At 69.8% G+C, this 13,416-nt stretch carries 13 protein-coding genes; 5 read left to right on the top strand and 8 right to left on the bottom strand.

Going from position 1 to position 13,416, the window contains the following annotated elements:
- Positions 1-160: 160 nt before the first annotated feature.
- The 3 genes from OG230_RS00975 to OG230_RS00965 all read left to right on the top strand — a co-directional run bounded on the left by OG230_RS00975 (position 161) and on the right by OG230_RS00965 (position 3,415).
- Entirely contained in the window at positions 161-1,381 is a 1,221-nt protein-coding gene (locus tag OG230_RS00975; protein WP_328908197.1) for a saccharopine dehydrogenase family protein, read from the top strand.
- Between the two features lie 116 nt (positions 1,382-1,497).
- On the top strand, positions 1,498-2,997 hold the full coding sequence (locus tag OG230_RS00970) for an APC family permease (RefSeq protein WP_328908196.1): 1,500 nt from the start codon (positions 1,498-1,500) through the stop codon (positions 2,995-2,997).
- Between the two features lies 1 nt (position 2,998).
- Complete coding sequence (locus OG230_RS00965) at positions 2,999-3,415, top strand: universal stress protein (RefSeq protein ID WP_328908195.1); 417 nt, start codon at positions 2,999-3,001, stop codon at positions 3,413-3,415.
- A gap of 44 nt (positions 3,416-3,459) precedes the next feature.
- Here the strand turns inward: OG230_RS00965 and OG230_RS00960 are convergent, their stop codons facing one another.
- The 3 genes from OG230_RS00960 to thpR all read right to left on the bottom strand — a co-directional run bounded on the left by OG230_RS00960 (position 3,460) and on the right by thpR (position 5,834).
- The gene (locus OG230_RS00960) at positions 3,460-4,083 is read right to left on the bottom strand and encodes an SMI1/KNR4 family protein (RefSeq protein ID WP_328908194.1); all 624 of its coding nucleotides are present in this window, start codon (positions 4,081-4,083) and stop codon (positions 3,460-3,462) included.
- 114 nt (positions 4,084-4,197) lie between these two features.
- A complete protein-coding gene (locus OG230_RS00955; RefSeq protein ID WP_328908193.1) occupies positions 4,198-4,947 on the bottom strand; it encodes a dienelactone hydrolase family protein in 750 nt (249 codons plus the stop codon).
- Between the two features lie 290 nt (positions 4,948-5,237).
- Complete coding sequence (thpR, locus tag OG230_RS00950) at positions 5,238-5,834, bottom strand: RNA 2',3'-cyclic phosphodiesterase (protein ID WP_328908192.1); 597 nt, start codon at positions 5,832-5,834, stop codon at positions 5,238-5,240.
- A gap of 233 nt (positions 5,835-6,067) precedes the next feature.
- On the opposite strand from thpR, the gene OG230_RS00945 reads away from it, so the two are divergent.
- Positions 6,068-6,517 carry a spore-associated protein gene (locus tag OG230_RS00945; protein WP_328908191.1) on the top strand — a complete coding sequence of 150 codons (450 nt, stop codon included), beginning with the start codon at positions 6,068-6,070 and terminating at the stop codon, positions 6,515-6,517.
- 426 nt (positions 6,518-6,943) lie between these two features.
- Positions 6,944-7,603 carry a class I SAM-dependent methyltransferase gene (locus tag OG230_RS00940; protein ID WP_328908190.1) on the top strand — a complete coding sequence of 220 codons (660 nt, stop codon included), beginning with the start codon at positions 6,944-6,946 and terminating at the stop codon, positions 7,601-7,603.
- 55 nt (positions 7,604-7,658) lie between these two features.
- Here OG230_RS00940 and OG230_RS00935 read toward each other — a convergent pair whose 3' ends face one another.
- From OG230_RS00935 to OG230_RS00915, 5 genes are all read right to left on the bottom strand, one after another.
- Positions 7,659-9,740 carry an iron ABC transporter permease gene (locus OG230_RS00935; protein WP_328908189.1) on the bottom strand — a complete coding sequence of 694 codons (2,082 nt, stop codon included), beginning with the start codon at positions 9,738-9,740 and terminating at the stop codon, positions 7,659-7,661.
- 4 nt (positions 9,741-9,744) lie between these two features.
- Positions 9,745-10,725 carry an iron-siderophore ABC transporter substrate-binding protein gene (locus OG230_RS00930; RefSeq protein WP_328908188.1) on the bottom strand — a complete coding sequence of 327 codons (981 nt, stop codon included), beginning with the start codon at positions 10,723-10,725 and terminating at the stop codon, positions 9,745-9,747.
- Positions 10,722-11,582: an ABC transporter ATP-binding protein gene (locus OG230_RS00925; RefSeq protein WP_328908187.1), complete on the bottom strand. Its 861-nt coding sequence runs from the start codon at positions 11,580-11,582 to the stop codon at positions 10,722-10,724. The genes OG230_RS00930 and OG230_RS00925 overlap by 4 nt, the downstream gene beginning before the upstream one ends.
- A 199-nt stretch (positions 11,583-11,781) precedes the next feature.
- A complete protein-coding gene (locus OG230_RS00920; RefSeq protein ID WP_328911640.1) occupies positions 11,782-12,936 on the bottom strand; it encodes an RNA polymerase sigma factor in 1,155 nt (384 codons plus the stop codon).
- Between the two features lie 8 nt (positions 12,937-12,944).
- Positions 12,945-13,352, bottom strand: a complete 408-nt coding sequence (locus tag OG230_RS00915; protein ID WP_328908186.1) for a YciI family protein — start codon at positions 13,350-13,352, stop codon at positions 12,945-12,947.
- Positions 13,353-13,416 lie beyond the last annotated feature (64 nt).

Genomic DNA, 13,416 nt, shown 5'->3' with positions numbered 1-13,416 from the left:
TCCAACTGGACTACGCGCCGGAACACGGGTGTCAGCCGACCGGGGACATCGCCCGAACGGTTGCCCACCGCCGGGCCGTCCGGCTGTTACCGTCCTCGCCCCATCGGACGGCACTGGTGCGCCCACTGCCGCAACAGCAGGGCGAAGGAGTGGTGCACTCATGCGTGTCCTCTTGGTCGGAGCGGGAGGCGTGGGCACGGCGATCACCAGGATCGCCGCCCGTCGGCAGTTCTTCGAACACATGACGGTCGCCGACTACGACGTCGGTCGGGCGCAGAGTGCTGTCGTGGCTCTCGGGGACGACGGGCACCGGTTCACCGCCGCTCGTCTGGACGCCTCGGACCCGGCGGCCGTACGGGCCGCCCTCGCGGAACACCGCTGCGACGTACTGCTCAACGCCACCGACCCCCGTTTCGTACTGCCCCTGTTCGAGGCTGCTCTGGCCCACGGCGCGCACTATCTCGACATGGCGATGTCCCTGTCCCGGCCGCACCCGTCCCGTCCGTACGAGGAATGCGGAGTCAAGCTCGGGGACGCGCAGTTCGAACGGGCCGCCGCATGGGAGGCGGCGGGCCGCCTCGCGCTCGTGGGTATGGGGGTGGAGCCCGGCCTCTCGGACGTGTTCGCCCGGTACGCCTCCGACGAACTCTTCGACGAGATCGAGGAGATCGGCATCCGCGACGGCGCCGATCTGGTGGTGGAGGGCTACGAGTTCGCCCCGTCCTTCAGCATTTGGACGACCATCGAGGAGTGCCTGAACCCACCGGTCGTGTACGAGGAGGGACGGGGCTGGTTCACCACCGCACCCTTCAGCGAGCCGGAGGTCTTCGACTTCCCCGAAGGCATCGGGCCGGTGGAGTGCGTCAACGTCGAGCACGAGGAAGTGCTTCTGGTGCCTCGATGGCTGAAGGCCCGGCGGGTCACGTTCAAGTACGGTCTCGGCGACGAGTTCATCGGGGTGCTCCGTACGCTCCACAAGCTGGGCCTCGACCGGACGGACCCCGTCCATGTGAACAGCGGGTCGGGCCGGGTCGCGGTCTCCCCCCGCGACGTCGTCGCCGCCTGTCTGCCCGACCCGGCGGGACTCGGCGAGCGGATGCACGGGAAGACGTGCGCGGGCACCTGGGTGAAGGGTGTCAAGGACGGCAGGCCGAGAGAGGTCTACCTGTACCACGTGGTCGACAACCAGTGGTCCATGCGGGAGTACGGCTCCCAGGCCGTCGTCTGGCAGACGGCGATCAACCCCGTCGCCGCCCTCGAACTCATGGCGTGCGGCACCTGGAGCGGCAGCGGAGTGCTGGGCCCCGAGGCCATGCCGCCGCGGCCGTTCCTCGATCTGCTGACGGAGTACGGCGCACCGTGGGGCATGCGCGAGCAGTGAGGTGCCGGACGGCATCCGGGTGTTTCCGACTGACATGCGGGGACGAAAGCGCCCAAATAGCATGGGTTAGATATATTTCGCTCGTTTCATCAGGCCCATGACCGGAGCGAGGGAGCATGGCAGAGGCAGAGGACCTTGCCCGACCGGCACCGCCGGCGAGCTTGAAGCCGAACGCGATCGGCTTCGTCGACGCGCTGGTCATCGGATTGAACGCCACGTCCCCGGCCTACTCGGTGGCGGCCGTCATCGGTCCCATCGTGGCCCTCGTCGGCGTTTACGCCCCAGGAGTGCTCTTCGCCTCGTTCGTGCCGATGCTGTTCATCGCCTCCGCGTTCTACTACCTGAACAAGGTCGATCAGGACTGCGGCACGACCTTCTCCTGGGTCACACGGGCGATGGGCCCGTGGACCGGGTGGCTCGGCGGCTGGGCCATCGCGATGACCGGAGTTCTGGTGATCGGGTCTCTGGCGGATGTCGCCGTCAGTTTCGGCCTGCTGGCCTTCGGTCTCGACAGCTGGGCGGAGAACGAGTTCGTGCGCCAGCTTCTCGCCGTGCTCCTGATCCTCGTGATGACGGGCCTCTGCGTCATCGGGACGGAGCTGTCGGCCAAGGTGCAGAACGTTCTCATCCTGGCGCAGGTCGCCTTCCTGCTGGTCTTCGTGATCGTGGCGCTCTACCGCGTCTACGCCGGTACGACGTCGTTCGACTCCGTCAAACCCTCGGCCGAGTGGCTCAACCCCTTCGGGGCGGGCGGCGCCGCCCTCACGAGCGGGCTGCTGCTGGGCGTCTTCGTCTACTGGGGCTGGGAGTCGGCCGTCAATCTCACCGAAGAGGTCGAGGACTCCGCCAGCGCTCCCGGCAGGGCCGGTGTGTGGTCGACCGTCATTCTGCTGGTGACCTACCTGTCCGTCGGCTTCGCGGTCGTCGCCTTCGCCGGGACCACGTACCTGGCCGACAACGCCCAGGAGGAGGAGTTCATCTTCGCCCTCCTCGCGGGTGAGGTGATGGGCGGCTGGGACTGGGTCGTGCTGCTCGCGGTCTCGACCTCCGCGCTGGCCTCGACCCAGACCACCATCATCCCGGCGTCGCGCACGGCGCTGTCGATGGCTCGCCGTCACGCGCTGCCGACGCAGTTCGCGCGCATCAACCCGCGGTTCCGGACCCCCGACGTGAGCACGTGGTGGGTGGCCGGCATCGCCATCGCCTGGTACGTCGTCGTGAACCAGATCAGTGAGAACGCCCTCTTCGACTCGCTGACGGCGCTGTCCCTGCTCATCGCCTTCTACTACGCGCTCACCGGTGTGGCCTGCGCGGTCTACTACCGCCGCCATCTGACCGAGAGCGTGCGCAACTTCGTCCTCATCGGTCTCGGCCCGCTGGTCGGCGCCGGGCTGCTGACCTGGCTGCTCGTACGGTCGGTGATGGACATGTCCGACCCGGCGAACTCCTACAGCGGAACCTCGTGGTTCGGTCTCGGCCCGCCGCTCGTCATCGGCATCTGCATCAGCATCGCCGGTGTGGTGCTCATGGTCGTGTGGCGGCTGCGGTCCGCGGTCTTCTGGACCGAGCGTCGGAGTGTGGTCGATCCCGACCTCGTGCACGGCAAGGAGTCCTGAGATGTCGGTGGTCCTCGGGTACGACAAGTCCCCCGGAGCCGCACGCGCCCTGCGGATCGCGGTCGAGGTGGCCGCCGCGTTCGACGAGCGGCTCGTCCTGGTCTACGGAGCGGCGCCCCCCGGCCCCGCCGGCGAGGAGTACAGGTCCCACTACGAGGCCATCCGCCAGGCCGGGCATACGGGACTGGAGCACGCCCTCGCGGCGGCCGACGAGGCGGGCGTACCGGCCACCGTCGAGGTCATCGACAAGAATCCGGCACAGGCGCTGATCGACGCCGCCGCACGCCACGGGGCGAGGGTCATCGTCGTGGGCACCTGGGGCGAGAGCCCGATGCGCGGGGCCCTGCTCGGCTCCACCCCGCACAAGCTGCTGCATCTGTCGACGGTGCCGGTGCTCTGCGTCCCGACGGAGGAATGAGCTGCCCGGATGCTCCGGGCGGGCTCACGTCAAAGACTCGGCTTTCACCAGCCGAGCAGATCCATGGACTCCCGAGCGAGCCAGTCCACGAACGACACGGGCCGACCGCCCAGGTCCAGAGGAAGGATCAGGTCGCAGGTGGCCCGGCCGTCGAACCACAGCGAGCCCCGGTGCGGACCGGTGACGACGAGCAGGGTCGAGAAGCCACACCCGTTGTCCTGGATGAATACAGCGCCGGACGTCATGCGCTCCTGGAACACCCCGTACTCGGCGTCCCACTGCTCCCACGCCGCTCGGTAGGCATGGTGGTCCGGGAAGTCCTGCGTCCGAGGCTCGCGCGCGTCCAGCTCGATCTCGAAGGCGCGGTAGGAGTCGGGATGCGGGAAGTCGGTGGTGAGCAGGTCGTAGTTGGTCCTGGAGTCCCCCTGCCAGCCCCAGCCCGCCGCGGTTCGGCACAGGCGGTTCACCGCGCCGCCGGCGCTCTCCCGGAGCACGTACGCTCGGTACTGGTCCGGGAACGCGATGCCCAGCTCCGCCTCCGCTTCGCGGACCTCCGCTTCGGACAGCGGCGGCGGGGAGACGACCTGCCTCGTGGGCGGACAGCCGAGAGCGTCGGAGCGCCGCCCCCGTGCCATGCGCCGGTCCTCCGCTATCCAATCGGTCGTCATACAGGTGAGGGTAGACGCGAGCGATCCGTCGGCGGAATCCTCGACGACGCGACTGCGTACGCTCACCGACCGGCAAGTGGTGAGTGCGGTGCGGTGCGGATTCCGGGTGAGAGCTCAGCCGTTGGCCAGGGCGCTGCCGAGGAGGGCGAGCAGACGGTCCCAGTGGTGCTGCAGCGCCGCGGGGTTGAGAGCGTCGGTGTCGGCCATGGTGAAGCCGTGGACGGTGCCGGGGTAGACCTCGGAGGTGTGGTCGACACCCGCGGCGTGCAGGGCCTGGGTGAGCTCGCTGAGGGACTCGGGTGTCATGTCGCCTTCGGCGAGGCCGAGGTGGACCCGGGCGGCGAGCTTGGGGAGGACGCGGTGCGGGCTGTCGGGCGCTTCGGTGACCAGGGGGGAGGGATGGAACCCGGCGACGGCGGCCACCTGGTCGGGGTGGGCCGCTGCGGTACGCACGGCCAGGACGGCGCCCATGCAGTAGCCGATCGCGCCCACCGGCCCGGCGCCGACCTCGGGCTGGGACGTGAGGAACGCGAGGTACGCGTCGGCGTCACGCAGAGCACGTTCGGGGGTGTGCGCCTCGAACAACGGCATCAGCTGGGCGAAGAGCCCGGGCCGGGCCTCCTTGTCGATGTGCTCGGGAAGGTCGATCACCGGTGTCGGGCCGTGGCGGTAGTAGACGTTCGGGACGAGTACGTAGTACCCGTGCCCGGCCAGTTCGCGGGCCATCTCCCGCAGCACCGGTCGCACGCCGAAGGCGTCCATGTACAGCAGCACCCCCGGGTGCCGCTCGCCGTCATCGGGGAAGGCGGCGAAAGCGTCGGCCTGGCCGTCCGCGGTGGGAATCAGCAGCGTCTTGGTGGGCATGGCGAGGTTTCCTTCCTTGGACTGATGCCACGGCACAGCCTCGATCAGGGGTGAGATCGGTACGGACGGTGGAGATGCCGACCGAAGTTGATCTTCGCCTACCCCCGCACGTACCCGCAGGGCTTTGACCAAATGCGTGGAAGGCGGCCCTCTCCGGCGCCGCCTCGCCGCCGGAAGGAGGGAGAGCGCCCCACCACCGCCCGGTCGGACATCCGGAACCCGGTCGGGACCTCGGGGCGCCGCGCGCTGCCGGATCGAGAAGTGCTGTTCGTCGGCCCTGGCCGGTTGGTTCAGGACTCGGTGCAGATCCCGTTGCCGAGGCCCCAGGCCGCGATGTCGCGGTAGTGGATCGGTCCACGGCCCCGGCCGTCGTTGCTGGCGACCAGGTGCAGACGTTCGGTGGGCCAACGACGGCCGGTGAATCCGGCGAGCCCTTCGGCGATTTCTGCCGCGGAGGAGCGATCCCCTCGACGGGCGCGGGCCAGGGTCAGATGGGGGCGCAGGGGCCGATCCTCGAAGGCGACACCGCAGCCTCTGACCGCGGTACGTACATCGGCGGCCAGCCTGTGCAGCTCGTCGAGGTCTCCGTCGATTCCGCTCCACAGCACCCGGTCGTCGAAGTGTCCGCCGCCGCGCAGCGCCAGACAGAGGGGCTGGTGGTTCGCTGCGAGGCCGGCAAGAGGCGGGCGCAGGAGCGGAACGGTCTCGACCGGCAGCTCCCCGAGGAATGCCAGGGTGATGTGCCAGTCCTCGATGCGGTTCCACCGCATGTCCGGATGTGTGTCATAGGCGGGGCGAAGCTCCTGGGCCAGTTCTTCCTTCGCGTCGTCGGGTGGGGCGAGGGCGATGAACACGCGAACGGTCGCGGGCTGGATCTTTTCGTTCACACCCGTCTTCGTACCGCATCCGGTTGGTTGAGGCGACGGCGGCCCGGGTGGTGGGGGAGAGGCGTCGAGAGTCTCGCGATGTCGAGGGGGCGGTGTTTCGGCAGGCGGCGACAGGACGGCGCCGGTCCATCCGTACACGCGACGTCTCCGTGTACACCCGGCACAACCATCCCCGCCGCTCGGGGGTCACATCAAGTGGGAGCAAACCGCTCTCGGGGACACAAGGGGGAAATATGGGAAACATGCGTAATGTCGCGGCTGTCGGGGCGTTGACCACGCTGCTGGCGGCAACCACGGCCGTGTTCGGCGCGACTGCCTCCGCCGCACCCAACGTCACACCGCAGGGGGTCTGTGGCAGTTCCTACAAGACCGTGAACTCCGTGCCCGTCGGCTCGCTGGGCACCGTCTACCTGACGTACAACTCCTCGAACGGCAAGAACTGCGTCGCGACCATTCGCGCCAACCCGGGCACGGCCAAGGACATGTCCACGTACATCTACGTACCGGACACCGACGAGTACGCCGGGGACTCCGGGTACTTCACGTCGTACGCGGGGCCGGCCTACGTCTACGGCAAGGGCCACTGCGTGAGCTGGGGCGGCAATATCTCCAACGTCTACGTGTCGGTGGAGAACTCCAACTGCGCAGCGCGCAAGGAGAGCCGGGTCACCGAAATCCGCTGACCTGATCACCCGGCCGAGGGGTCTCGCGCCGCGGCTACCCGGAGTACGACCGCACAACCGGCGACGGTTGCCGGGAAGTCAGCCATGAGTCGCAGGCGGCGCGGGACCTCGCAGCGGCCGGAGGCCCTGTCGCCAACCGCACACTGATCCTCTCGGCCCGGTGGCCGAGAGGATCAGCCGTCCCGGGCTCGGCGGTCTTCCGGCGGACGAGCGAGGAACTCGTCGACAAGTAGACCTCGACACCTCGGCTGCGGACGCGGACGTTCCGGCGGCCCTGGACGACGGCGTGATCACCCTGATGGCCTTCGAGGACAGGTGCATGAAGGAGAATGCCGCCGACACGGGTCCGGTCGGCCCTGGTCGCCGGGGCCTGGCCTCGGCAAGGAACTCCACTGTCCGCGCAGGCGACTCGTTAGGGTTGCCCGCGTGACTGACCTCTCTTACCTTGCCGCGGTCCGGGAGTCGTATGACACCGTTGCCGCCGACTATGCGGAATTCGTCAAGAACCCTGCGGAGTTGGATCCGTTGTCACGCGCGATGCTGGCGGCGTTCGCCGAGACGGTGCGCGTGGCGGGGCAGGGGCCGGTCGCGGATCTGGGGTGCGGGCCCGGCAAGGTCACGGCGTACCTGGCGGAGCTGGGGGTGCCCGTATTCGGGATCGACCTTTCTCCGAGGATGATCGCGCTGGCCCGGCAGGCGTATCCGGGGCTTTCCTTCAGAGTGGGGTCGATGACCGAGCTGGAGGTCGGGGACGACGAGCTCGGCGGCATCCTGGTCTATTACTCCGCCCATCACACGCCGCCGGAGGTGTTGCCGGTCGTGTTCGCGGAGTTGTCTCGCACGCTGGCGCCGGGCGGACACCTCATGCTGGCCGGCCATGTGGGAGAGGACGAGCACGTGCGCCCGGAGCGGGCGTACGGGGGGCATCCGGTGTCCTACGAGTCCCACTTGGTGCCGGCCGAGCGCATTGCTGCGCTGTTGGGCCGGGCCGGTCTTGTCGTCGACGCGCAGTTGGTGCAGGAGCCGGGCAACGGGACGAAGAGGAGGGTGGCGACCTTTCTCGCTTCGAAGCCACAACGGCCGTGAGACAAGAGAGGATGCGTGGCCGTGCGCGTGTCGGGCGGGTACCGCACCCCAGGTGCTACGTGCGGGTGCGAGTACGGGTGAGGAGGTAGAGGAAGTAGGGGGTGCCGATGATGGCGGTCATGAGTCCGGCGCCGAGTTGGGCGGGAGCGATGAGGGTGCGCCCGAGGAGGTCGGCGGTGGTGACGAGGATGGCGCCGAGGAGCATGGCGGTGGGCAGGACGCGGGTGTGTCGGCGACCGATGAGTGCTCGGGCCGCGTGGGGTGCGATGAGGCCGACGAAGCCGATGGTGCCGGCGGCTGCCACAGCGGTGGCGGTGAGCAGGACGCTGAGTACGAGGAAGGCGAGGCGGGCTCGGCTCAGGTTGAGCCCGAGGAGCCTGGGGGTGTCCTCGTCCGTTGATATGAGGTCGAGTTCGGTGCGGCGCAGCAGGGCGAAGAGTGTGGCGGCGGCGAGTACGGCCGCGAGGGGGAGTACGTCGGGGAGGGTCCGCCCGTAGGTGGAGCCGGAGAGCCAGGTGAGGGCTTTCGTGGCGTTGAACGGGTCGGTGAGGACGATCAGGAGGCTGATGAGTGCGCCCGTCCCCGTGGCGACGCCGAATCCGACGAGGACGAGACGGTTCTGTTGGTAGCCGTTGCGTGCGGCGAGTCCGAAGACGATCAGGGAGCTGATCGTGGCGCCCGCGAATGCGGCGCCGGCGATGGTCCATGAGCCGGCGGTGGGGAGTGTGGTGAGGAGGAGTACGGCGCCGAGGGCGGCGCCGCCGGAGACGCCGAGGATGCCGGGTTCGGCGAGAGGGTTGCGGGTGACGGCTTGGACGAGTGTTCCGGCCAGGGCGAGAGCGGCTCCGGCGAGCAGTGCGGCCAGGACGCGCGGCGTGCGGGTGTCCAGGATGAACGTGATGGTGCGGCCCGCTGAGCCTTGGGCCCAGTTCGTGACGTCGCCGAGGAGGAGTTTGGTGTCGCCGAGGAGGACGCCGGCGACGGTGGTGGCGATGAGTACGGCCACCAGGATGGCTGTGGTGGTGAGGTGGACGGCGGTGCTTCTGATGCGCACGCGGTCGGTTTCGGGGGGTTGCGTGGTGTCTTTGACGCGTGTGGCCATCACGATGAGGAACACGGCGCCGACGAGGCTGGTGGCGACACCGGTGGGGACGGCGACCGCGATGTCGGCGGGTACGAGCGCGCGGAGCAGGACGTCGGAGCCGAGGACGAGCGCTGCGCCGGTGAGGCCCGTGAGGGGGAGGCTCGCACGGCTCCGGGTGAGGGCGCGGACTCTGCGGGCGAGGGGACGTACGAGAGCGGGGGCGCACAGACCGACGAAGCCGATGGGGCCGGCGAGCGTGACGGCTGTGGCGGACAGGAGTGCGGCGAGTGCGACACCGGTGATGCGGGTGGCGCGCACGGGGACGCCGAGGCCGCGGGCGGCGTCTTCACCCAGTGCCAGTGTGTCGATCCGGCGGGAGAGGAGGAGCAGTCCCAGGAGTGCGGCGAGGGCGATGGGCGCCATCTGGAGGACGCCGTCGAAGCCGTTCTGGGAGATGCTGCCCTGGTTCCACTGATAGAGGCCCTCGGTCTGCCGGGGGAAGAGCAGGAGCAGTCCTTCGGTGACGGCGGTGAGGCCGAGGGTGAGGGCGCTGCCGGCGAGGACGAGACGGACGGTGGCGGTACCCAGGCCGGAGAGACCCAGTACGACGGCCGCGGCTGCGAGGCCGCCGGCGAAGGCGATGCCGGAGGAGGCGAACAGGGGGAGGGAGAGGCCGGTGACGGTGGTCAGGCCGAGGGCCAGGTAGGAGCCGGCGTTGACCGCGAGGGTGTCGGGTGAGGCGAGTACGTTGCGGCTGATCTGCTGCAGGGCGGCGCCTGCCATGGCCAGGACGGCGCCGACGAGGAGTCCGGCGGTCATCCTGGGCAGGCGGGAGGCGATGACGACGGACGCGTCGGCGGGATCGGCGCGGCCGGTCAGGGCTTTCCAGACCTCGGGTGCGCCGACGGAGGCGGTGCCTTGGGTGATGTCGGCGAGAGCGAGGCCCGCGACGAGCAGGACGAGGGCGGCCGTCACCGCGGCCGCGGCCGCCCGGGACGTGGGAGGCGTGGCCGCCGGCGGACGGGTGACGGGGGTGGTTGCGGTGACGGCCATGGTGTTACTTCGTCAGTGCTTCGACGACGGAGTCGATGTAGGCGCCCATGGACTCGGGTCCGCCGAACATCCAGATGCCGTCGGGCAGCCGGTGGACGTTGTTCTTCTTCACGAAGGGCAGCGACGTCCATACGGAGTCCTTGGCGAGGGCGCCGGCGAACGGGGTGCTGTTCTTGTCGCCGTCGCTGCCGATGTAGGCGAACTGGACGTCGCCGAGCTTGGTGAGGCCCTCGACGTCGGTGGTGGCGAGTCCGTAGCTTTCGTCGCCCTTGAGGGTCCAGGCGTTCTTCAGGCCGATCTTCTCGTTGACCGCGCCGATGAGCGAGCCGCTGGTGTAGGGCCTGATGGAGACCTGGTTGGAGACGACGTAGCCGTCGGCGAAGGCGTACTCGGCGCCGCCGAGGCCCGCGTCGGCGAGGGCCTTCTTGCCCTCGGCGGCCTTCGTCTCGAACTGCTTCTTGAGGGTCTCGCCCTGCTCCGTGGTGCCGGTGGCCTGCGCGATGAGGTCGAGGTTCTCGGTCATCTGCCCGATCGGGTCCGCGGCGTCGGCGGCCCGTACCTCCAGGACCGGGGCTATCTTCCGCAGTTGCTTCACGGCGGCCGGCGGCAGGTCGTTGGTGGCGACGATGAGGTCCGGTGACAGGGAAGCGATGGTGTCCATGCTCGGCTCGCCGCGGGTGCCGATGTCCTTGGGCTCGTTCTTGAGCGGGACCGCGGTGTCCCAGGTGCTGTAGCCCTTGACGTCGGCGACACCGACGGGGTCGACACCCAGCGAGACGAGGTTCTCGACGACGTTCCACTCGGTGCCGACGACCTTCGTGGCGGGTCCGTCGAGCTGTACCTTCGCGCCGGAGGCGTCGGTGAGGGTGATGCGTTCGGCGGTCTTCTTCTTCGCGTCGTCGGCGGCGGGCTCGGTGGTCCCGCAGGCGGTCAGGGCGAGCGCCGCGGCGGTGGCGGCTGCGGCGGTGAGGAGGAGGCGTCTCATGAGGTGGTGTTGAGCCTTTCGCTGCGCGTGTGGTGCCGACCGATCGCGCGGGTGCGCAGCCGGCCGGTGGTGGGGTCGGTGTCCACTTCGATGCGGATGCCGTAGGTATCGGTCAGTAGTTGTGGTGTGAGGACGTCCTCGGGGAGGCCGTCGGCGGTGATCCGGCCGGCGCTGAGGAGCACGATCCGGTTGGCGACGGCCGCGGCCTGGTCGAGGTCGTGCAGGACGGCCCCGACGGCGATGCCGTGGTCGTCCGCGAGATCGCGGACCAGGTCGAGGAGTTCGACCTGGTACCGCAGGTCGAGGTAGGTCGTCGGCTCGTCGAGGAGCAGTACGCCGGTCTCCTGGGCGAGGCAGCCGGCGAGCCACACCCGCTGCAGCTGCCCTCCGGAGAGGTGTTCGGCGCCGCGTTCGGCGAGTTCCGCGACACCCGTCATGGCGAGCGCGCGGTCCACCGCCTCCCGGCCACCCGGGTCCGTCCTGCCCCATCGCCCCCGGTACGGGTATCGGCCGAACTCGACGAGGTCCCGTACGGTCAGCCCGCTGGGCGTGGGGCGGCCCTGCGTCAGCAGGGCCACGTGCCGGGAGAACTCACGAGGGCTCAGGGCGAGCGCGTCGGTGTCGGCGTCGATGACGAGCGTGGCACTTCTGGGGCGCTGCAGGCGGGCCACCGTACGCAGGAGCGTCGACTTGCCGCTGCCGTTCGGACCGACCAGGACGGTCACTTCGCCGGGCCGCAGCGTCAACGACGCCTCGTGCACGACGTCGACACCGTCGTAGGCCACGGTGACACCCCTGGCCGACAGCTCATGACCGCGGGCACGTCCGGCCGCGGAGATCTCTTCACCAACAATCACGCCGTAAGGTTAGCCTAACCTTATGAGCGGTTGGAAGGCGCCTGGGGAACCGAGCGCAAGACGAATTCCCGCCACACTTCGAAAGGCTCGTGGAGGGCGCACCGAACGCGGTCCCGCCGCCGGGACCCGATGACTCCACACCCTTGGCACAGCCCCTCGCCCCCACTCCCTCGACCGTGTCGCGCCGAGGGAACCCCGGTCACGGCTCGTCGGCGAACCGGCGGGTGTTGAGCCGGGCGGCCTGGCGCGTGAGGTGGTCGCGCTCGGCGAGACCGGCTGCCTTCTGGGCCGCCTCGGCGTACAGCCGTGCCGCTGTCGCGAGGTCGCCGGCCCGTTCGTGCAGGTACGCCGACGCTGCGGTGTAGCGGGGCAGCGAGCTGTCCAGGGCCGCGAGTGCGGCGAGGCCGGCGCGTGGCCCGTCGGCCTCGCCGACGGCCACCGCCCGGTTGAGCCGGACGATCGGGCTGTCGGTCAGGCGCGCGAGTTCGTCGTACCACTCGACGATCTGCACCCAGTCGGTTTCCTCGGCGGTGGGCGCGTCGGCGTGGAGCGCCGCGATGGCGGCCTGGGCCTGGAACTCGCCCAGCCGGTCACGGGCGAGGGCTGCCTGCAGGATCTCGACGCCCTCGGCGATGGCTGCCGTGTCCCACCGGCCGCGGTCCTGCTCGGCCAGCGGCACCAGGCTGCCGTCGGCCGCGGTCCGGCCGGCGCGCCGGGCGTGGTGGAGCAGCATGAGGGCGAGCAGCCCCGCGACCTCGGGGTGGTCGATCGAGGCCGCGAGCTGCCGGGTGAGCCGGATGGACTCGGCGGCGAGGTCGATGTCGCCGGAGTAGCCCTCGTTGAAGACCAGGTAGAGGACGCGCAGCACGGTGGCGACGTCGCCGGGCTGGTCGAACCGCACTTCCCGGACGATGCGTTTGGCGCGGCTGATGCGCTGCGCCATGGTCGCCTCGGGCACCAGGTAGGCATGGGCGATCTGGCGGGTGGTCAGCCCGCCGACGGCGCGCAGCGTGAGCGCGACCGCGGACGACGGTGTCAGTGACGGGTGGGCGCACAGGAAGTAGAGCTGGAGCGTGTCGTCCGTCGTGGGCGCCGGCCCGGGCGTGGGCTCCTGGTCGAGGAGGTCCTCGCGCCGGCGGCGGGAGGTGTTTGCCCGGGTCGCGTCGATGAACCGGTTCCAGGCCACGGTGACCAGCCAGCCCTTCGGGTCCCGAGGGGGGTCGGCCGGCCAGACGCGGATCGCCTCGACCAGTGCGTCCTGGACGGCATCCTCGGCCGCCGCGAAATCGGCACCACGGCGGACGAGGATCCCGAGCACGCCCGGTGTGAGGCTCCGGAGCAGGGCCCCGTCCACGGGAGAGCTCACTCCGTGATGGTGGGCGACGAGGTCAGGAACGGGCGCACTTCGAGCCATTCATGGATCGGCTCCCCGCCCGCCCCGGGTGCGGCCGACAGTTCCCCGGCCAGCTCGATGGCGCGCTCGTAGCTGTCGACGTCGATCACCATCCAGCCGGCGATGAGGTCCTTTGTCTCGGCGAACGGGCCGTCGGTGACCGGCGGGCGCCCCTCGCCGTCGTAGCGGACGAAGGTCCCCAGAGGGGTGAGCGCCTGACTGTCGACGAACTCACCGGTCTCCTCCAGCCGGGCCGCAAAGTCGTTCATGTACTGCACATGTGCCGAGATCTCCTGCGGCGTCCACCGGTCCATGGGTACGTCGTTGACCGCGGCCGGGGCGCCGCGATAGTGCTTGAGCAGCAAGTACTTGGCCATGGTGCTTCTCCTCGGTACTGATGCGACCCCTTGTGGTCGCGTTCACTACGGGGACGGAGCCCGC

It is taken from the genome of Streptomyces sp. NBC_00234, from assembly GCF_036195325.1.
Classification (GTDB): domain Bacteria; phylum Actinomycetota; class Actinomycetes; order Streptomycetales; family Streptomycetaceae; genus Streptomyces.
The sequence above is the reverse complement of the archived record's forward strand: the minus strand, read 5'-3'. Positions and strand labels throughout refer to the sequence as shown.